This is a genomic window from Pseudomonas sp. TWI923 (assembly GCF_039673365.1).
Classification (GTDB): Bacteria; Pseudomonadota; Gammaproteobacteria; order Pseudomonadales; family Pseudomonadaceae; genus Aquipseudomonas; species Aquipseudomonas sichuanensis.
In genome coordinates this window covers 1-19,609 of record NZ_JBDJLM010000033.1, presented here as the reverse complement: position 1 = coordinate 19,609, position 19,609 = coordinate 1, and the positions used below count along the sequence as shown (strand labels likewise).

Below are 19,609 nucleotides of genomic sequence, written 5' to 3'. Positions count from 1 at the left end.
ATGAACAGCACCGTCCGCCTGACCCTGATCACCCTGGCATTGGGTCTTTCCGCGTGTACGGTGCATCAGCCGGGCGAACGCGAGCCGCTGCCGCCGATTCAGGGCACGCCACCGCCGCACCAGGGGCCGGCGGTCAAGCCGCTGCCGGGCAGCAAGCCCACACCCGGCAGCCCGGCAGTGTCGCCCAAGCCGATGCCGCGCACCTCTGCCAGCTTCGCCCCGCCACCTGGCGGTGCTAGCCACTGGGATCCGAAGCTGGGTGTCTATGTGCTGGAAAAGCAGCCCAACACCTTCTACCGCCAGCGCACCTATTATCGCTGGAACAACGGCTGGAGCTGGTCGCTGAGCCCCAACGGCCCGTGGCAGGACACCGACAGCAGTGGTGTGCCGGGTGGGTTGGGTCGGGCTTTTGCTCAGTGAGTTGCCAACTCGGATCGTGCTGATATGAGTCTGGTCTGTTTCGGTGTGGTGTCACAATTTCATTCGAAGCACTCGTGAGAACCTGAACTTTTCACCGTTGCCGCGGTAGATCGAATAGTTGATCAAGACATCACGCCCTGCATTCTGACTGACCCAGGCCGCAGAAATGTCGAAGTCTTCTCTGCGGCCAGGCTCTAGCTGTTGGGTTTGCGAATCATGGACTGTCGAGCCTGAACAGCGCACGCGCCCGGTGTGACCCACCTGCTGATCAGGCGAAAGTAGCGAAACCGAGTAACGTCCACCGCCCAGCGTGTTGAACTGCGGTGGCGGCATGTTCATTCCTTGTCCATCGATGATCAACTGGAAAATCGGCGACAGGAAGGTGTTGTTCACGGTGTAGCGCACACTCATGGAACTACCGATGGCATCGACTACTTCAAGCCGGGGGATGTTGAACTGGTAACGCCTCACACTGTCGACCCACTGAGCGGGACTTGTCCAAGTGAAATACGGGCCAATCCACTCAACCGTGATGGATTGGCCCTGCGCCATGCCCGAATAGGGCGGAACTTCGACGACAAGAAAGTCATCTTCGTACATGTCGTTGTGAATATTCAGTCGCTTGTTCGGCGCTTTTGGGATGAGCAGCTCACCGGGAGCAATCGCCGCAGGTTGCACATGGAACACAACGGGCGGCTCGGACGTGCCTCTTCCTGGGACTGAGTAAGTAACCGAAACGTCTTTGTTCAGGTTACCTGCAATGAATGCACCATCGACTTTCAACGTTTGCGGCCCAGCGACCTCTACCGTGACCCTCCCTTGGGTCGGCAGAGACGCGGACCAGATTACCGTGATGATGTCACCCACGCTCATGCCTGGGTATTGGGGGATACGGACCGTGGTGAACGTAAGGGCGCCGTCGATGAGCCCGTTGGACACCCCATCCACCGAGGGGGCGGGCAGCGGTTTCGAACTATTCGACTGCACTTTGAAATTTAGGGGCAACGAGATGGCTCTGTTGGTTTGCGACTTGCCGAGCATATGCAGTCTCCTGTGGCAGCGGATAACGTGCTATGGCTTGCGATCGGTCAATCAAGCGCAAGGAGCAAGGCCGGATGGGCATCGCCCGGATTCCGGAACCTGGGTTCGCGGCGCAGGGCGCACGGGTGTTGATGTGACCTGCTCGCGCCTGTTGTCAGCGGCGACATAATCGAAGCGCGCATCTGCGGAGGCTGTTTGCGGCAGTGTGACCTGGATCAATGGAAGGTCGATGCCTGTCTTGGCCAGGAATCGCCGTTTGATGTCCTTGGCCTCTGCCAGGCCGGTAGCACTGTTGTTCAAGTAGAAGAAGGCCTGGATCGGCAAACGGCCATCGGTATCGTCCGTCCAGGACTTGATAATTATTTCGTTCTGTTGGACGAACAGTGTGCTTGCCAGGCTGCCGGTACTTTTGGCGAGGAGGCTCTGGTAGAACGAGGGGCCCGCGTGGTCGTTGGCACTGTCACGCACGTTGAAACCGCACAGGCTCTGACTCACTCCACCAACTGCACGATAGTGATTTTGCCAGTCGGCCGCGGTGAGGATATTGCTCGAATGACACAGCTGGCTCACCGGATATCCAGGGTAGGCACCGCACCCATGATCGGGTCTGTTATTGGTCCAGCCATCGATGACGAACGAGCAGAACACTTCCAGTTTTACCTTGTCAGGCGGCATGTCGAAGATGGGATAGAAGATAAAACCATTGGTTTGGCTGAACACCAGTTGGCCAAACTTTGAATCTTTGCGTAGATATGAAAACGACACGCCGTCCCTGGCCTGTGCAGTCGGGCTGGCATCCCAGGGGTCATAAGCGGTCGAGTATGCGGTGGCGCGAAGAACCACGCCGCTGCATAGAAATGCTGGAATGCTCGGGGTGCCGCAGTTTTGCCGAGTATCAGCATATCGCGCATTCAAGGCTTGAGCGGTTGTCGGCCCATCCACAGTAATGTGTACAGGTGGTACAGGCTGCAACTGGGTGCATGCAGCCAACATGAGCGCAAGGCCAAGTATCGTGAAGATTTTCATGGCAAGTGATCTTCCTGAGAAATTATTGTGTGCTGGCCGGAGGTGAGTGCCTTTTCTTGTCTGGCTAAGTTGAGGTGTTTATAAAACTAAGTTCACGTGGCTCAATCGACAACTGGCAAAATTGCTAGGTGGCCAGGTGACGTGGAGGCTAGGGGCCTGCAGCTGCGCCAGCGGAACTGGCGACCCAGGGCAAGCATTTTCGAGTTGTTATTTGACCGCCTTCCCCGGCAGTTCTGCATAATGGCTGCCGAATTGAACTGGAGGTGGCATGCGAAAGACAGTCCTGGTTCTGGTGGAAACCGTCGATGATTATCTTCCCCTGCTGGAGCGGGCAGGGTACCGATTGATCCGTGCGCCATCGCAGCAGTTGCGAGCCGAAGCCGTTGCCCGTCATGCGGCAGAGATTGACGTGGTGCTTACCCGTGGCCCGCTTGGTCTGACGGCTGTCGAAATCGATCGACTGGTTAACTTGCGGATCATCTGCGTGATCGGTGCCGGCTACGAGCAGGTCGACCTGGCCGCGGCCGCAGCCCGTGGCATCACTGTCACCAATGGCGCCGGCGCCAATGCCGGGGCGGTGGCCGACCATGCCATGGCCCTGCTGCTGGCTCTGCTGCGGGACATCCCAAGGGCCGATGCCAGCACTCGCAGGGGTGAATGGAACCGAGTGATCAGCCCGTCGGTGAGTGGCAAGCGCCTGGGCATCATCGGCCTTGGCGCAGTCGGCCAGGCCATCGCCCGGCGCGCCGCTCTGGGCTTCGACATGAACGTCAGCTACCACAGCCGCACCCCGCGCACCGATGTGCCCTACACCTGGTACGACAGCCCGCTGCACCTGGCCGACGCGGTGGACATCCTCGTGGTGGCCACTCCGGGCGGCAACGGCACTCGCCACCTGGTGGATGCCCAGGTGCTCGAGGCCTTGGGCGCCGAGGGCTATCTGGTCAACATTGCCCGGGCCAGTGTGGTGGATACCCAGGCATTGGTCGCTGCCCTGCAGCAGGGCGCTATCGCCGGCGCCGCGCTGGATGTGTTCGATGACGAGCCTGCCGTGCCCGATGAGCTCAAGGTGCTGGGCAATACCGTGCTCACCCCGCACGTTGCCGGGCAGTCCCCGGAGGCGGCGCGCGATACCGTGAACCTGGTGCTGCGGAATCTGCAGGCGTTTTTTGCGGGTGAGGCAGTGTTGACGCCGGTTCGTGCTTGAGTTTGCTTTAAAACCCGGTGTTCGTATTGGTAGATACCATCATGGGGCGTGTCAGGGCTGCGAGGTGTTCGCCGATAGCGTTTCTGCGCCTGTGAGATCGAGCGCCGCCCGCGCGGCGCATCGCTGGCAAGCCAGCTCCCACAGTTTGTTTCGGGCCAATCATTCCTGTGAAAGTACCGGCGCCGGCCTTGGTGCATGCCTTGAGTCATGTGGGGCGGCGGTAGCGCCCACGCTGAAATCGCGTCGTACCAACAAGGCGGACAATGATGACCTTACAGGAGTAACTGGCCCGAAACAGATGTGGGAGCTGGCTTGCCAGCGATGCGCCGCGCGGGCGGCGCTCGATCTCACAGGCGCAGAGCCTCTATCGTCGAACATTCCGCAGTCCCATCGCCGTAGCAAAACCTGGAAAACGCCCCTTCGAGAACCACGGCCTATACTGCAGTGCCCCCCAAACAGCACGGAGCTTCGATCATGCCATTGGAAAAACAAGGCACCTGCCTCTGCGGCGCCACACGCCTGAAAGTAACCCTCGATCACACCCACGTCGGCGCCTGCCACTGCAGCATGTGCCGCAAGTGGACCGGCGGCCCGCTGCTGGCGGTGCATTGCGCCGCGCCGCCGCAGATCGAGGGCCCGGCTCCCAGCGTCTACGACTCCTCGCCATGGGCCCAGCGCGGTTTCTGCGGCCAGTGCGGTACGCACTTGTTCTACCGCTTGAAAAAGGACGATATGTACGTTGTGCCGGTAGGCTTGTTCGACGGTAAGCAAGACTGGACCTTAACCGAGCAGATCTTCATCGATGAAAAGCCCACCTGGTACTGCTTCAAGAACGAAACCAAGGACCTCACCGGCCAGCAGGTCTTCAAGCAGTTCGCCCCAACCTGAGGCAACCTGCCTTGCTAAACCTGCGCATTCCTGCGAAAAGGGCGGCCACGAAAAACCGCTTCGAGGAACCTGCCATGAGCAGTGAGCTGCAAGTCATCGATCTACAGGAAGGCGACGGCAAGGCCGTGGTCAAGGGCGCGCTGATCACTACCCAGTACCGGGGCACCTTGGCCGACGGCAGCGAGTTCGATTCGTCCTGGACGCGCGGCAAGCCGTTCCAGTGCGTGATCGGCACCGGCCGGGTGATCAAGGGCTGGGACCAGGGCCTGATGGGCATGCGCGTGGGTGGCAAGCGCAAGCTGCTGGTGCCGGCACATCTGGGCTATGGCGAGCGCAGCGTGGGCACGATCCCGCCGAATTCCGATCTGACCTTCGAGATCGAACTGCTCGAAGTACTGACCCGGGACGATTGAGGCACGGGACATCATTTGGCAACAGTCCTCTACTAACGTGGTCGCTGGTCACGGAACGGCAGTTGTATCCAGGGAGGAACCAAACGGGGCGAGGGCACTCTGACCCTCACGCGCGGCCAGGGATGGCATCCACTGCAAGGGCGCCTGCGGCATCGACGGCAGGCCATGTGGCGAGCCTCGATACCTTCTGTCACAAGAGCCTGCCGTAGATGAAACTGCCCCCCTTCGTTCGCCGTCGTCGTCACCTGCTGTTGAGCCTGATGCTCACCGCTGCGGCCGTGCCCCTGGCAATGGATGTGGTCGAAAGCCGGGCGCAACCGGTGGATGGCACCCAGACCCTGGTATTCCTGCGCCACGCCGAAAAGCCTGGCGAAGGCTTGGGCCAGTTGAACTGCCAGGGGCTCAACCGTGCCATCGACCTGGCCACCTTGCTGCCGGAGCGTTTCGGCAAGGCCGACTACGTGTTCGCCGCCAACCCCTCGCGACATGTCGAGGAAGGCAGCCAGGACCGGAGCTACAGCTATATCCGCCCACTGATGACCATCACCCCCAGTGCCATCCGCCTGGGCCTGCCGGTGAATATCGACTACGGCGCCAACGACACCGACGGCCTGGCCAGGGAACTGCTGCGCGACAAGTACCGCAATGCCACCGTCTATACCGCCTGGTCCCATGGTTACCTGCCGGAACTGATCAATGCCGTGGCCGGCAAGGCCCTGGGTGAGGAGCGGGTGATCACCCAGGACTGGAGCGGTGACGACTTCGACACCCTGTATGTGCTCACCCTGACCTGGCACGACGGCAAGGCCAGCCTGCTCAGCCGTAATGTGCGCCAGGGCCTCGACAACGGCGCGTCTGGCTGCCCGACCTGAGCTGCTGTTACTGTCTTGCGCTGAACCCATGCACAGGGATGTACGGATGAGCCAGCGGGTAACAGTGATCGGAGGAGGGGTGGTTGGCCTGGCGACCGCCTATGCGCTGGTGCGCGAGGGGTACTCGGTCGACCTGGTCGAAGCCCGTGACAGCCTGGCCAGTGCCACCAGTTTCGCCAATGGCGGGCAGCTGTCGTACCGCTATGTGGCGCCGCTGGCCGATGCCGGAGTGCCATGGCAGGCGCTTGGTTGGTTGTTGCGGGGCGATTCGCCCTTGCGCTTGCGCCTGCGCCTGGACCCGGCCCAGTGGCGCTGGCTGGCGGCCTTCGTCATGGCCTGCCGCACAGGGGTCAATCGGCGCAATGCTGCCCAGTTGTTGAACTTGGCCCTTGAGAGCCAGGCAGCGCTGGCGCGTTGGCGCAAGGAGGACGGCCTGGCGGATTTTGCCTGGCGGCGCAACGGCAAACTGGTCGCCTTCCGCACCCGACAGGCCTTCGCCCATGGGCGCGAACAGTTGCTCGATCCACTCAATCAGCAGGTGCTGGATGCCGAGCAATTGCGCCTGCTCGACCCGGCGTTGGCCGAGGCGCCTTTTATCGGCGGTGTGTTCACCCCGGACGAGGAAGTCGCCGATTGCCACCGCTTCTGCCTGCGCCTGGCCGAGCGGCTGCAGGCGTCGGGGCACTGCCGGCTGCACCTGGGCCAGGCGGTGACGCGGCTGATCCGGCGCAAGGACGAGGTGGTGGCGCTGGCGCTCGCTGATCGCCAGTTGGACGTCCAACGCCTGGTGCTGTGCGCCGGGCACCGCAGCGCCAGCCTGGCATTGCCCGGCCTGAACGTGCCGGTTTATCCACTCAAGGGTTACAGCCTGACCGCACCCGTCACCGAGGCCCATCGGGCGCCTGACGTGAGCCTGACCGACTACGAGCGCAAGATCGTCTATGCGCGGCTGGGCCAGCAGCTACGGGTGGCGGCGATGGTAGACATCGTCGGCTACGACGAAACGGTGGATGCCGGCAGGCTTCGCAGCATGCGCCGTCTGGCGGGGGAGACGCTGCCCGGGGCGGCCGATTATGGCCAGGCGGTGGAGTGGGCGGGGATGCGGCCGGCGACGCCGACCGGGGTGCCGATCATCGGGGCGACGATGTACCGCAACCTGTGGTTGAACCTGGGGCATGGGGCGTTGGGGTTCACCCTGGCCTGTGGCAGTGGCGAGCGGTTGGCCAGGATGATGGGGTGACTTTGCCGGCCCTATCGCGGGCTTGCCCCGCGATAGGGCCGCTACAGGCAGCTCAGCGGCCGAACCGCATCGGCCAGCCCAGCACCTTCTTCACCCGCGGCGTGGCATAGGTGCGCACCTTGGAAGTGCTCAAACCCAGGCGCACCAGCGATTCGGCGATGGTCACCGCCGCACTCACGCCATCCACAACCGGCACCCCGGTGCGCTGGCGAATTTCTTCGTCAAGCCCGGCCATACCGCCACAACCCAGGCAGATCACCTCGGCCTTGTCCTCCTGCACGGCGCGCTCGGCCTGCTCGACGATGGCTTCAACGGCCCGCCTTGGGTCTGCTTCCAACTCCAGTACCGCCAGCCCGCTGGCACGCACCGAGGCGCAGCGGTCGTACAGGCCCGACAGTTTCAGACGGTCCTCGATCAGCGGCACGGTGCGGTCCAGGGTGGTTACCACCGAGTAAGCGTGGCCCAGGTACATCGCCGTGCTGGCGGCGGCGTCGGTGATGTCCACCACCGGTACGTTGAGCAACTCCTGCAGGCCTTCGCGGCCATGTTCGCCGTAGCCGGCCTGGATGACGGCGTCGTAGGGCTGGTCATAGGCCAGCACCCGGTCCATCACGGCGATGGCGGCCAGGTAGCTCTCGAAATTGCCTTCCACCGATTCGGCGCCGAACCAGGGCGTCAGGCCGACGATCTCGGTGCCCGGCGCGGCGACGCTGCGCGCCTGCTCGGCGATGGCCTCGGTGATGGCTGCGGTGGTGTTGACGTTGGCGATCAGAATACGCATGACGGACTTCCCTGAAATCAGTGGCTGCTGTGGTCGACGGCGATGCACTCGCCGCTGACGTCGTGGTACTGGGCGTGGCGCGGTGCGATCAGCAGGTACAGGGCGGCGGCGATGCCGGCCCCGATCAGCCAGGAGAACGGCGCGACACTCTGGAAGTTGGGTACCAGGGCCAGGACGATGGCCAAGAGCGCTGCGGGGATGAACGCGGCGAGGGCGCGCAGGTTGATGCCCTTGCTGTAGTGGTAGGCGCCGGCAGGGTTTTCGCTGTACAGCTCGGGCACGTTGATGCGGCCCTTACGCAGCAGCCAGTAGTCGGCCATGATCACACCGTACAGCGGGCCGAGCAGGGCGCCCAGTCCCGACAGGAAGTACACGATCACTAGCGGGCTGTTGTACAGGTTCCACGGCAGGATCAGCACCGCCAGGGTGGCGCTGATCAGGCCGGCACGGCGGAAGTTCAGGTGGCGTGGCGCCAGGTTGCTGAGCACGAAGGCCGGGGCGACGAAGTTGGCCATGATGTTCACCGCCACGGTGACGATCAGGAAGGCCATGCAGCCCAGCACCAGGAACAGGGTGTTGGGGATGCTGGCGACGATCTGCGTCGGGCTGTCGATGATCTGGCCGTTGATCTGGAACTGCGCGCCGCACAGCACCACGGTGATGGCGGCGAACACCAGGATGTTCACCGGCAGGCCCCAGAAGTTGCCGACGCGGATGGTCTTGCGGCACGGCGAGCTGCGCGCGAAGTCGCAGAAGTTCAGCACCAGGGTGCCGTAGATCGCCAGCCACAGTGCGCCGCCGGCAAAGATGTTGCGCCACATCTCGTAGCCGGTCAGGGGTTCGGCAACCGACCAGGCGATGCGCGCGTCGGCCTTGAAGTACATGAATACCGCCAGGCAGGCCACGGTCAGCAGGATCACCGGGCCGGCGAAGGCTTCGTAGCGGCGCACCATTTCCATGCCGTAGGCGAGGATCACCAACTGCACCAGCCAGATCGACACGAAGCACACCCAGCCCAGGCTCGACAGGCCGAGGATGCTGTCGTGGTCGTAGGCGGCCACTTGCGGCCAGACGGCCGTGAGCAGCACCCGCAGCACTACAGAGGCGAGGTAGGTCTGGATACCGAACCAGGCGATGGCGATCACCGCGCGGATCAGCGCCGGGATCTGCGCGCCGTGGATGCCGAAGGCGATGCGGCTGATCACCGGGAACGGCACGCCGGTTTTCTGCCCCATGTAGCCGGACAGGTTCATGAAGAAGTACACCAGCGCCGCGCCGATCGCCAGCGACAGGAGGATCTGCCAGCCGCCCAGGCCGAGGGCGAACAGCCCCATGGCGAAGGAGTAGTTGGCGATGTTGTGCACGTCGTTGGTCCACAGCGCGAAGATGCTGTAGCCGCCCCAGCGCCGGCCTTCGGCTTTGGTCGGGGCGAGGTCGCGGTTATGCAGGCGCGGGCTCAGTTCGAGGTCGGCCGGGTGGCCTTCGAGGGCGGTTGCGGCGGGGCTGGTGCTGGCAACGGAAAGTTCAGGGGCAAGGGGGAGGCTGCTACTCATTCCGGCGGCTCCTGATGCGTGTGACTGCGATGAGCGGGCGCTGGCGCACGGGCTCGCCATCTCGTCGGTGCAGGCGTTGGCATCACTGGGTTCTGGGCGCGGCGGTCGCGGTTCGGGGCGACGCTGCGGGTTCTTGTGTATTTATGTTTCGTTCAACTTGTATACAAAACACGAACACACAAAAGCCAGTTCTATGCCAGGGTGAATCCAAGTTTCAGGCTGCCACTATTTTGAATTTGGCTAGTTGAAATATAAGTTGCTGAAATTAAGGATTTATAAGTTGACCAATTGAACAGTTTAAATTTTTTGAGATGCGAATTAGTTGATCAATTGGTCAAAATTAGTTGGCCGTAGTGTGTAACCTAATGGGGCGCTGCTTCGCAAAAGTGCACACAAAAATGGCACTTAAGGTGACATTTATGTGTACAAAAAATCGCCAAGGTTCTTCGCCGGTAAGCCGGCTCATTCAGCGCGCACTGCGATACCCCGCCATGCCAACAAGGCGGACAGCGGTGATGGCCCAGGCATAACTGGCCCGAAACAGATGTGGGAGCTGGCTTGCCAGCGATGCGCCGCGCGGGCGGCGCTCGATCTGATAGGCGCTGCATACCTGTCGCCATGCACCTGTTGGCCCACATGCGATTTCAAGACAGGCCCTTGGGCGTCACACCGTTGGCCCTGGGTAGTCAGGATCGGGTAACGGCCACCAGGTGCATGCCGGGAGATTGGGTGAAGGCCACCAGGTGCCTGGCGATGATTTTGTAGCGCCTACAAGATCGAGCGCCGCCCGCGCGGCGCTTCGCGGGTAAACCCGCTCCCACAGTTTGTTTCGGGCCAGTCTTTCCTGTGCCATCACCTGGTCCGCCTTGGCGCATGTCGAAAGTCCTGCGCTGGCCCATCTTCAAGCCATCGGCGGCAGCCTGCGCTTCACCGGGGTCTTCTTGATGATCGCGGTATTCGTCTCGGCCAGCACATTGAGCCGGTCGAGCAGGGTATCCAGCTGCTCCATCGAGCGCACATGCAGCCGGGCGATGAAGCAATCCTCCCCCGTAACCTTGTCGCATTCGGTGAACTCGGGGATGGCGACAATCTGCCGCTCCACCTCCTGCAACTGCCCGGGCAGTGGGCGCACGCGCACGATGGCCTGCAACTGGTAACCAAAGCAGCGTGGGTCCACCTCCACCGTATAGCCACGCAGCACGCCACGTTCCTCCAGGCGGCGCAGCCGCTCGCTGACGCTGGGCGCGGACAGCCCGCTGATCTGCGCCAGGGCCTTGAGCGAGCGGCGAGAGTCCTCCATCAAGGCATTGATCAATAGCTGGTCGATGTCGTCAGTCATGGCTACCTCGTTAGGCAATACGGGTGATTGGCCTTGATAGTAAAGGCGAACTGGTGAATTTGCCTTCGCTATCCGCTGGAAGGCCCATCGGCACCCCGCGCATACTGTGGCCATCGTGTACAGGAGGTGTGAGATGGACAATTCGCTGCGCCGCGGCTCCCTGGAAATGGTCGCCGCAATGCTGATCTCCGGGACCATCGGTTGGTTCGTGCTGGTGTCGGGGCAGCCGGTGCTGGAGGTGGTGTTCTGGCGCTGCCTGTTCGGCGCCGGCACCTTGCTGCTGATCTGCGCGGCCATGGGCTTTCTCAAACCCGGCGTGCTGACCCGCGCCACCTTCCTGCTGGCGGTGGTCAGCGGGGTGGCGATCGTCGGCAACTGGGTGCTGCTGTTCGCCTCTTACTCGCGGGCATCGATCGCCATCGGCACGGCGGTGTACAACGTCCAGCCGTTCATGCTGGTGGGGCTGGCGGCGCTGTTTCTCGGCGAGAAGATCACCCTGCCCAAGCTGACCTGGCTGGGCGTGGCCTTTGCCGGCATGCTGGCCATCGTCAGCGCCCATGGCGCCGGGCAAGCCAGCGGCAGCGAGTACCTGCTGGGCATCGGCCTGGCGCTGGGGGCCGCATTCCTCTATGCGCTGGCGGCACTGATCATCAAGCGCCTGACCGGCACGCCGCCGCACCTGATCGCACTGATCCAGGTGAGCACCGGGGTGTTGCTGCTGGCGCCGTGGGTGAAGCTCGGCGGCCTGCCGGGTGAATGGCCGGCATTGGGCAGCCTGGTGACCTTGGGCATCGTCCATACCGGGTTGATGTACGTGCTGTTGTACAGCGCCATCCAGCGCCTGCCCACCGCGCTGACTGGCGCGCTGTCGTTCATCTACCCGATCGCGGCGATCCTGGTGGACTGGGTGGCCTTCGGTCATCGACTGGCGCCGTTGCAATGGCTGGGGGTGGGCCTGATCCTGTTGGCGGCGGCGGGCATGCAACAGGGTTGGTGGCTGCGCCCGGCGCGCGCCAAGGGCGTGGCCAGGCCTTAGCAGCGGGCCGCTTCAGAACTTCTTGGCGACGCTGGCCACCAGCGTCGCCGAACAGACATCGTCGAAGCCATAGCTGCTGGCGCACTCGGCCTGCGACAGGTCGGTGTCGACATAGGCCAGGCTCCAGTCGACCCCGGCAAAGGCGCGGGTCAGCTTCACTTCCCATTCGCGGTAGCTGTCGGCCGTGCGCTCGCTGGCCGAGACGAACATCGGGTCCTTGAAGTCCATGCGCCCGTAGCGCAGCTGCAAGCCTACCTCCAGTGGCAGTTGAGCTTCGTAGCCGACATAGGTGTAGAGGGTGTCCTGGTCCTCGCCGAACAGGTTGCCGGCGTCGTCGGAATAATTGGCGGCCAGCTTGAAGCCGTAGGCCGTCAGGGCGGCGTAGTACTCGCTCTGGTTGTACAGGCTCGACTTGGGGTAGGTGTACCTCAGGTAGCCCAGGTCCAGGCTCACCTCTTCGCTGGCCTGCCAGTACCAGCCGGCGTAGTAGTCCACCTCCTGGCGCGTCTTGGAACCGAAACCGAAGTCGACGTTGGAGGTCCAGGCGCCGAGGTACAGGCCGCTGGCGTGCTGCAAGGTGGCGCCGAACTGGGCGGCGGGGTCGTTCTGGGTCTGCGAGATGCCGCGGTTGCGGTAGTCGCTGTGCAGGGCGAGGTCGAACTCCAGGCTGAAGTCGTCGTTCAGTGGCACGGCCTGGCAGGCGAGGGGGGCCAGGGTGAGGGCGAGCAGGGTGATGCGACGCATGGCGATACCTGTTGTTGTGATTGTCGGTAGATGCGGGGCACGGCTGGGCCGGCCCCCGCCGTGCGACGGGAGCCAGGCAGAGGGCGACGGAGTCAGAGGTCGGCTTTGTACACTTCGCGGCCGCCGAACCAGGTCTGCAGCACACGGGTGTCGGCCAGGTCCTGATCGGCGACGCTGAGCACGTCGCGGTCGAGGATGATGAAGTCGGCCTGTTTGCCGGGGGTCAGCGAGCCGATCTGCCGCTCCAGGCCGATGGCCTTGGCGGCGTTTAGGGTGTAGGCCTGCAACAGGGTCTGGCGGTCGATGCGCTCGGCGGCGTTGAGCACGCCCTTGGGGCCTTCGCGGGTGATGGCCTGGTGAATCGCCAGCCACGGGTTGGGCGAGGACACCGACCAGTCACTGGCGCCGGCGATGGTGGCACCATGGCTGAGCAGCGAATGGGCCGGGTACTGGTAGGGGTAGATCGCGCTGCTGACATAGGGCTTGACCATGTCCACGGTGTACTCGTCGGCCGAGGCCCACAGCAGCTGCATCGAGGCGATCACGTCCAGCGGCTTGAGACGGGCGAACTCGGCGGGGTTGACCAGTTGCAGGTGGGTCAGCGAATGGGTGACGCCGCTGTGGCGGTCCTTGCGCGCCTGCTCGATGCCATTGAGCGACTCGCGCACCGCGCGGTCGCCGATGGCGTGGATGTGCACCAGCCAGCCACGGGCGTCGGCGGCGCTGACCAGCTCGCCGAAGTGCGCCGGGTCGATCAGCAGCGCGCCGTTGCCGTGGGTGTTGCGGTAGGGCTCGAGCATGGCTGCGCTCTGCGCCGGGTACTCGACCACGCCGTCGGCGAAGATCTTGATCCCCGGCAGGGTGAGGTTGGGGATGCCCTGGAACTGCTGGCGCACCTTGTCCAGGGTATCGAGGTCGGCCGGGGTGCTTTTCGGGTTGGCCACCAGCAGGGCGGCGACGTGGGCGTTCAGCCCGCCCTGGGCGGCCAGCGCCTTGTAGGCCGGCAGCACGCCGACCGATTTCTCCGTGGGTTTGAGGCTGAACAGCGATTCACCTGGGGCTGCGTTGACGGCCGGGTCCATCCAGGCGGTGATGCCGAAGCTGTTGTTGTACTTCACCGCGGCGTCGGCGGCGTGCAGCAGCGCCTCGGCGCTGTGCGCGGGCATGGCGGCGGCGATGCGGTCCCAGCCGGCATCCACGGCGAAACCGTTGGGGCTGCCGTCCTTGCGCTTGCCCAAGGTGCCGCGCTCGGCCGCCGGCAGGCTGGCCAGCAGGCGGGCGTCGACACCTGCGCGTTCGAGCATGGCCTGGTTGGCCCAGGCGGTGTGGTGGTCGCTGCCGATGAACACCACCGGCACGTTCTGCCACTCGCCATGGCTGAAGGTGCGGCCCAGTTCCTCGGCTTTGGCCCAGTAGGTCGAGCTCACCCCGACGACCACCAGCACGTCGCCCAGGCGCGCCCGGCCATCGTCGCGCCAGCCGCGCAGGCGTTGTTGCAAGTCTTGGGTGCTGACCCCTTCTTCGCTGTCGAGGTTGGCCGCCGACAGTTCCAGGCCGCCGAAGATGGCGTGGTTGTGGCTGTCGATCATGCCGGGCAGCAGGCGCTTGCCGGCCAGGTCGACCACCCGGGTCGAGGCGTCGGCCAGGGCCTTGATCTCGCTGTCGCTGCCCACCTTGAGCACCTTGCCGTCCGCCACGGCCATGGCCTGGGCCGATGGCTGGGCGGGGTCGGCGGTGTACAGCTTGCCATTGAGCAACACCAGGTCGGCCGCAGCCATGGCGTCCAACGAGGCAAAAGCCAGCGCCGCCGCCAGCAGGGTGGGTTTGAAAGCTTTCATCGGCGAACCTCTTGTTTTTTTGGGCTTGCCGGCGAGACTAGCCACTGGCCCGGGCCGGCAGAACGCCCGAAACGCGAAAAACGCTTTTGCCTGCCAGGAAAAACCATGGACAAGTTCGCCGCTGTCAGCATGTTCGTCGCCACCGCCGAGCACGGCAGTTTCAGCCGCGCCGCAGAGCAGTTGGGCAAGACCCCGTCGGCGTTGACCAAGGCCGTCAGCCACCTGGAGGCGGAGCTGGGGGTGCGCTTGTTCGAGCGCAGCACCCGGCGCACGGTGCTCACCGAAGCGGGCCGGGTGTACCTGGAGACCGCGCGCCAGGTATTGATGCGCCTGCACGAGGTGGGTGAGGTGGTGGGGCAGATCCAGCATGGCCTGCACGGCATCCTGCGCCTGACCGCGCCACTGGCCTATGGCCGGGCGTTTCTCGATGAGGTGTGCGCGGGTTTCCTGCGCGAGTACCCGCAGATCCGCCTGCGCGTGGACCTGTGCGACGCCTTCGTCGACCTGGTCGAGAGCGGCTACGACCTGGCCCTGCGCGAGGGCCGGGGCGACTTGCCGGGGTTGATCGGCAAGGCCGTCGGGCGCAACTGCCTGACCCTGTGCGCCAGCCCCGCGTACCTGGCGCGCAACCCGCTGCCCGTCACCCCGCAGACCCTCGACCGGCACGACTGGCTGTTGTACCGGCATGCCGCCTTGAGCCGGACCTACTGGTGGGTGGAAAAGGACGGCGAACGGCTCAGTCTGCTGCAGCCTGCCAACGCGCGACTGGAAAGCGACAACTACGACCTGCTGCTGGCCAGCGCGCTGGCCGGGGGCGGCTTGTTCCACGTGCCCATGTGGAGCGGTGCGCCGTATCTGGCCGATGGGCGGCTGGTGCAGGTGATGGCGGATTACGCGATCGACCCGGACGCCTTCGGCCCGCAGATCCTGGCCGTGTACCCGAGCCACCGTCGGGCCACGGGCAAGGTGCTGGCGTTCATCGACTACCTGGCCGGGTATCTGGACGCGCGCGGCTTGGGCTGAATGCTCGGCATTCGATGGCGGCGCGAGCCCCAGCAGGTAGAATGGCGCTTTTGCCCGACCCATGACCGATATGAGCCCAGCCATCGCCACCCTCGAGCAGCACCTGCTCGCCGCCCTCGATCCCGCCCCGAGTGAGACCCGCCGTCTGTTCCATGGCCGTGGCCGTTGCTGGCCGGGGCTGGAGCAGATCACCGTCGACTGGCTCGACGGTGTGCTGTCGGTCGCACTGTTCCGTGAACCGCCCGAGGGCCAGTTGGCTGAGCTCGAGGCGATGCTGCGCAGCCTGGCCGAACGCCCGCAGTGGACTGGCCAGGCCATGCTGTTGCAGCACCGCTACCTGCCCGACAGCCCAGGCCAGTGGCTGCTCGGTGAACCCTGCCAGCAGCGCGAAGTCACCGAGGATGGCCTGAAGTACCTGCTCGACCTGGGCGTGCGCCAGAACAACGGCCTGTTCCTCGACATGCGCTATGGCCGGCGCTGGGTGCGCGAGCAGGCGGCGGGCAAGCGGGTGCTCAACCTGTTCGCCTATACCTGCGGGTTTTCGGTGGCGGCGATTGCCGGGGGCGCCGAGCAGGTGGTCAACCTGGACATGGCCAAGTCGGCGTTGTCCCGTGGGCGTGACAACCACCGGCTCAACGGCCACGACGCGTCGCGCGTCGCCTACCTGGGGCATGAGTTATTCAAGTCGTGGGGCAAGGTGCGCAAGTACGGGCCGTACGATCTGATCATCATCGACCCGCCGACCTTCCAGCGCGGCAGCTTCGTGCTGACCCAGGACTACGGGAAGATCCTGCGGCGCTTGCCGGAGCTGTTGACTGCGGGCGGGACGGTGCTGGCGTGTGTCAACGACCCGGGGATCGAGTCGCAGTTTCTGATTGACGGCATGGCTGAGCATGCGCCGGGGCTGGCGTTTGTCGAGCGGCTGGAGAACCCGCCGGAGTTTCCCGATGCGGACGCGGAGGGTGGGTTGAAGGCCCTGGTATTCCGCCAGGTGTGATGTTGCCTTTGCCGGCCTCTTCGCGGGTAAACCCGCTCCCACAGGGACCCTACAGTATTCAGACCTGTAGCGATTCCTGTGGGAGCGGGTTTACCCGCGAAGGGGCCGGACTTGTCTGAATCAATTACTACTTGTTGGTATAGATCTGGTCGAACACGCCACCGTCGTTGAAGTGGGTCTTCTGCACGGTGCGCCAGTCACCGAAGGTCTTCTCCACCGACAGGAAGTCCACTTTCGGGAAGCGGTCGGTGTACTTGGCCAGTACCGTGGCGTCACGCGGGCGCAGGTAGTTGTTGGCGGCGATTTCCTGGGCTTCAGGCGACCACAGGTACTTCAGGTATTCCTCGGCCACGGCCTGGGTGCCTTTCTTGGCCACCACCTTGTCGACCACGCTCACCGGCGGCTCGGCTTCTGCCGACACGCTTGGGTAGACCACTTCGAACTGGTCGCGGCCGAACTCGCGGGCGATCATTTCGGCTTCGTTCTCGAAGGTCACCAGCACGTCGCCGATCTGGTTGGTCATGAAGGTGGTGGTGGCGGCGCGGCCACCGGTATCGAGCACCGGCGCCTGCTTGAACAGCTTGCCGACGAAGTCGCGAGCCTTGCCTTCGTCGCCGCCTTGCTTGAGCACATAGCCCCAGGCCGACAGGTAGGTGTAGCGGCCGTTACCCGAGGTCTTGGGGTTGGGCACGATCACCTGTACGCCGTCCTTGAGCAGGTCGGGCCAGTCTTTCAGCGCTTTCGGGTTGCCCTTGCGCACGATGAACACGGTGGCCGAGGTGAACGGCGCGCTGTTGTTCGGCAGGCGGGTCACCCAGTTGTCCGGCACCAGCTTGCCGTTGTCGGCCAGGGCATTGATGTCGGTGGCCATGTTCATGGTGATGACATCGGCCGGCAGGCCATCGATCACTGCGCGGGCCTGTTTGCTCGAGCCGCCGAAGGACATTTGCAGGTTGACCTTCTCGTTGTGTTCTTTCTCCCAGTGTTTCTGGAACGCCGGGTTGTAGTCCTTGTAGAAGTCGCGCATCACGTCGTACGAGACGTTGAGCAGGGTCGGGGCGGCCTGGGCGAGGTTGCCCAGGGCCAGGCCCGCGGCCAGCAGCGAGGCGCTGAAGAGTTTTTTCACTGGGGGCATTCCTTGTTCTGGTTCAAAGGGTTGGCGATATGCCAGCGACTATAGCGGGTGGCTTTGCGTGGGTTAAAGAACAAAAAGGACTTTGGTTATGTCGTTGTCAGTACTGGCCTCTTCGCGGGTAAACCCGCTCCCACAAGGAGGTCACAATACTTCCGGGTTGCGCAGTACCTGTGGGAGCGGGTTTACCCGCGAAGAGGCCAGCACAGGCAACCTCAATGCTTGGGAAACAATGCATTGCCGCAGCGCGAACAGAACGCAGCGCCATGTTCATGGTGGTGCTTGGCGCAGGTCGGGCAGTCGTGCTGCAACTGCTCCCCACGCAGCGCGTTGGCCAGCTCGGCAGTGAAAATGCCGGTAGGCACGGCAATGATCGAGTAACCGATGATCATCACCAGCGACGACAGCACCTGCCCCAGCGGCGTCTTCGGCACGATGTCGCCGAAGCCCACGGTGGTCAGGGTGACGATGGCCCAGTAGATGCCCTTGGGGATGCTGGTGAAACCATGCTCGGGGCCTTCGATCACGTACATCAGGGTGCCGAACACCGTCACCAGGGTCGACACGCTGACCAGGAACACGATGATCTTCTGCTTGCTGCCCTGCAGCGCCGCCAGCAGGTAGTGGGCCTGCTTGAGGTAGGGGCTGAGCTTGAGCACGCGGAAGATCCGCAGCATACGGATGACGCGAATGATCAGCAGGTACTGGGCATCGCTGTAGTACAGGGCGAGGATCCCCGGCACGATCGCCAGCAGGTCCACCAGCCCATAGAAGCTGAAGGCGTAGCGCAGCGGTTTGGGCGAGCAGTACAGGCGGGTGATGTATTCGGCGAGGAAGATCGCCGTGAAACCCCACTCGATGGCGGCCAGCAGGCCGGCGTAGCCCTGGTGTACTTCGTCGATGCTGTCGAGGATCACCGTGACCAGGCTGGCGAGGATGATCAGCAGCAGGGCCTTGTCGAAGCGTCTTCCAGCTGCGGTATCGGTCTGGAAGACGATGACGTAGAGGCGCTCGCGCAGGCTTGCAGGGTTATCCATGGGCGCGTTCCATTGTGCAAATGGGCAGAGCCTAGGGGCTGGGTATCAGCTGTGCAAGCGCGGCGCGTTGCGGCGTTGGTTGAGCTGCGCCAGGTGGCTGCCTAGGTGCATCAACCAGCAGGCGACCACGAACGGCGCGGTCAGCCCGGCAATCGGCAGCAGGTTGAACAGCGGTTGCAGCAACAGCGCCAGGGCGATGGCCAGCAACGTCACCCAGGGTCTCTCGCCCTGGCGGCTGAAGGCCAGTGCAGCCAATGCCGCGTTGAAACCATACAGCCCTAGCCAGGCCCCTTGCGCCTCACCGGCCAGCAGCGCAACACCACCACCGATGGCCGCACCGATCACCGCCCAGGTAGCGGCATAGGGGTTGGCAAAGTACATCCCGATGACGATCAGCAACCCGGCCATTGGCTTGTCGAGCAGGAAGATCTGCCCGATGCCGCGCAGCATGGCATACAGCGGGTCGGCCTCGACGTAGCTGTTGGTGGTGGGTTCGGCCAGCAGCAGCGCGGCCCAGCCCAACAGCACGAAGGGCGCGGTGTAGGCCACCAGCAACTTGCCGCCGCGTTTGCGCCACTGATGGGTGAGCATGCTCGACAGCCCACCGGCGGCGATGATCAGCGGCGGCAGGATGGCCGACCAGGGCAGCACGGCGCTGATCAGGATGCCGATCAGTACGCCGTTATAGCAGTACAGCCCGGCCTGGCGGTCGGCGCGGTCATAGCCGCGACGTTGGGCGGTGAGCAGGCCGGCGAGGGCGCCGAGCAGGGCGCCGCCGACCAGCGCAGGGGCGGTCAGCAGGATGGCCAGCAGGCAGCACAGGCCGCACAGGGGGTTGCGCAGCAACAGCACCTGGCTGAAGCCGTTGAGCAGCGCCGTGGCCCAGTCGGGGCACGGGTTGACGAAATTTTTGGTGTACATGGGCAGTCGGTAAGGTGAGTGGTCAGCGGTGGGCCTCTTTGGGCCTCGGTTTTCCGCAATGTCTTGGGTCAGCAACGGCTAGCGTGGGAGCGGGCTTGACC

The 19,609-nt window shown here is 63.9% G+C and carries 19 protein-coding genes; 9 read left to right on the top strand and 10 right to left on the bottom strand.

From position 1 onward, the window contains the following. The gene (locus ABE459_RS14525; protein ID WP_110995289.1) at positions 1–420 is read left to right on the top strand and encodes a hypothetical protein; all 420 of its coding nucleotides are present in this window, start codon (positions 1–3) and stop codon (positions 418–420) included. A gap of 51 nt (positions 421–471) precedes the next feature. Here the strand turns inward: ABE459_RS14525 and ABE459_RS14520 are convergent, their stop codons facing one another. Then, positions 472–1,461 (bottom strand): hypothetical protein, encoded by a 990-nt coding sequence (locus ABE459_RS14520; RefSeq protein WP_323831174.1) that lies wholly within the window; start codon positions 1,459–1,461, stop codon positions 472–474. 51 nt (positions 1,462–1,512) lie between these two features. Next, positions 1,513–2,487 (bottom strand): halovibrin HvnA, encoded by a 975-nt coding sequence (locus ABE459_RS14515; protein ID WP_323831175.1) that lies wholly within the window; start codon positions 2,485–2,487, stop codon positions 1,513–1,515. A gap of 268 nt (positions 2,488–2,755) precedes the next feature. On the opposite strand from ABE459_RS14515, the gene ABE459_RS14510 reads away from it, so the two are divergent. The 5 genes from ABE459_RS14510 (at position 2,756) to ABE459_RS14490 (ending at position 7,107) form a co-directional block, all read left to right on the top strand. After that, positions 2,756–3,694, top strand: coding sequence for a 2-hydroxyacid dehydrogenase (locus ABE459_RS14510; RefSeq protein WP_323831176.1), 939 nt, complete (start codon positions 2,756–2,758; stop codon positions 3,692–3,694). A gap of 474 nt (positions 3,695–4,168) precedes the next feature. After that, positions 4,169–4,582, top strand: coding sequence for a GFA family protein (locus ABE459_RS14505; RefSeq protein WP_323831177.1), 414 nt, complete (start codon positions 4,169–4,171; stop codon positions 4,580–4,582). A gap of 74 nt (positions 4,583–4,656) precedes the next feature. After that, positions 4,657–4,995: an FKBP-type peptidyl-prolyl cis-trans isomerase gene (locus tag ABE459_RS14500; protein WP_125463310.1), complete on the top strand. Its 339-nt coding sequence runs from the start codon at positions 4,657–4,659 to the stop codon at positions 4,993–4,995. 209 nt (positions 4,996–5,204) lie between these two features. After that, the gene (locus tag ABE459_RS14495) at positions 5,205–5,867 is read left to right on the top strand and encodes a histidine phosphatase family protein (protein ID WP_323831178.1); all 663 of its coding nucleotides are present in this window, start codon (positions 5,205–5,207) and stop codon (positions 5,865–5,867) included. Between the two features lie 46 nt (positions 5,868–5,913). Then, positions 5,914–7,107, top strand: a complete 1,194-nt coding sequence (locus tag ABE459_RS14490; RefSeq protein ID WP_323831179.1) for a D-amino acid dehydrogenase — start codon at positions 5,914–5,916, stop codon at positions 7,105–7,107. 52 nt (positions 7,108–7,159) lie between these two features. Here ABE459_RS14490 and ABE459_RS14485 read toward each other — a convergent pair whose 3' ends face one another. The 3 genes from ABE459_RS14485 to ABE459_RS14475 form a co-directional block, all read right to left on the bottom strand. Continuing rightward, a complete protein-coding gene (locus ABE459_RS14485; protein ID WP_323831180.1) occupies positions 7,160–7,888 on the bottom strand; it encodes an aspartate/glutamate racemase family protein in 729 nt (242 codons plus the stop codon). Between the two features lie 17 nt (positions 7,889–7,905). Next, complete coding sequence (locus ABE459_RS14480) at positions 7,906–9,441, bottom strand: NCS1 family nucleobase:cation symporter-1 (RefSeq protein ID WP_323831181.1); 1,536 nt, start codon at positions 9,439–9,441, stop codon at positions 7,906–7,908. A 901-nt stretch (positions 9,442–10,342) separates the two neighbouring features. Continuing rightward, positions 10,343–10,780 (bottom strand): Lrp/AsnC family transcriptional regulator, encoded by a 438-nt coding sequence (locus ABE459_RS14475; protein WP_110995303.1) that lies wholly within the window; start codon positions 10,778–10,780, stop codon positions 10,343–10,345. 133 nt (positions 10,781–10,913) lie between these two features. Here ABE459_RS14475 and ABE459_RS14470 point away from each other — a divergent pair, with 133 nt between their 5' ends. Further along, positions 10,914–11,816, top strand: a complete 903-nt coding sequence (locus tag ABE459_RS14470) for a DMT family transporter (protein ID WP_323831182.1) — start codon at positions 10,914–10,916, stop codon at positions 11,814–11,816. A gap of 12 nt (positions 11,817–11,828) precedes the next feature. On the opposite strand, the gene ABE459_RS14465 is transcribed toward ABE459_RS14470, so the two are convergent. Beyond that, positions 11,829–12,560, bottom strand: coding sequence for a TorF family putative porin (locus tag ABE459_RS14465; RefSeq protein WP_323831183.1), 732 nt, complete (start codon positions 12,558–12,560; stop codon positions 11,829–11,831). A gap of 92 nt (positions 12,561–12,652) precedes the next feature. Further along, positions 12,653–14,398: an amidohydrolase gene (locus tag ABE459_RS14460; RefSeq protein WP_323831184.1), complete on the bottom strand. Its 1,746-nt coding sequence runs from the start codon at positions 14,396–14,398 to the stop codon at positions 12,653–12,655. A gap of 105 nt (positions 14,399–14,503) precedes the next feature. Between ABE459_RS14460 and ABE459_RS14455 the strand changes: the two genes are divergently transcribed. Both ABE459_RS14455 and ABE459_RS14450 read left to right on the top strand, forming a co-directional pair. Then, the gene (locus ABE459_RS14455) at positions 14,504–15,421 is read left to right on the top strand and encodes a LysR family transcriptional regulator (protein ID WP_125463320.1); all 918 of its coding nucleotides are present in this window, start codon (positions 14,504–14,506) and stop codon (positions 15,419–15,421) included. 70 nt (positions 15,422–15,491) lie between these two features. After that, positions 15,492–16,418 (top strand): class I SAM-dependent methyltransferase, encoded by a 927-nt coding sequence (locus ABE459_RS14450; RefSeq protein ID WP_323831203.1) that lies wholly within the window; start codon positions 15,492–15,494, stop codon positions 16,416–16,418. Between the two features lie 127 nt (positions 16,419–16,545). On the opposite strand, the gene ABE459_RS14445 is transcribed toward ABE459_RS14450, so the two are convergent. From ABE459_RS14445 to ABE459_RS14435, 3 genes are all read right to left on the bottom strand, one after another. After that, complete coding sequence (locus ABE459_RS14445; RefSeq protein WP_125857967.1) at positions 16,546–17,544, bottom strand: sulfate ABC transporter substrate-binding protein; 999 nt, start codon at positions 17,542–17,544, stop codon at positions 16,546–16,548. 221 nt (positions 17,545–17,765) lie between these two features. Next, the gene (locus ABE459_RS14440) at positions 17,766–18,587 is read right to left on the bottom strand and encodes an ion transporter (protein ID WP_323831185.1); all 822 of its coding nucleotides are present in this window, start codon (positions 18,585–18,587) and stop codon (positions 17,766–17,768) included. A gap of 45 nt (positions 18,588–18,632) precedes the next feature. After that, positions 18,633–19,508 carry an urea transporter gene (locus tag ABE459_RS14435; protein ID WP_323831186.1) on the bottom strand — a complete coding sequence of 292 codons (876 nt, stop codon included), beginning with the start codon at positions 19,506–19,508 and terminating at the stop codon, positions 18,633–18,635. Between the last annotated feature and the right edge of the window lie 101 nt (positions 19,509–19,609).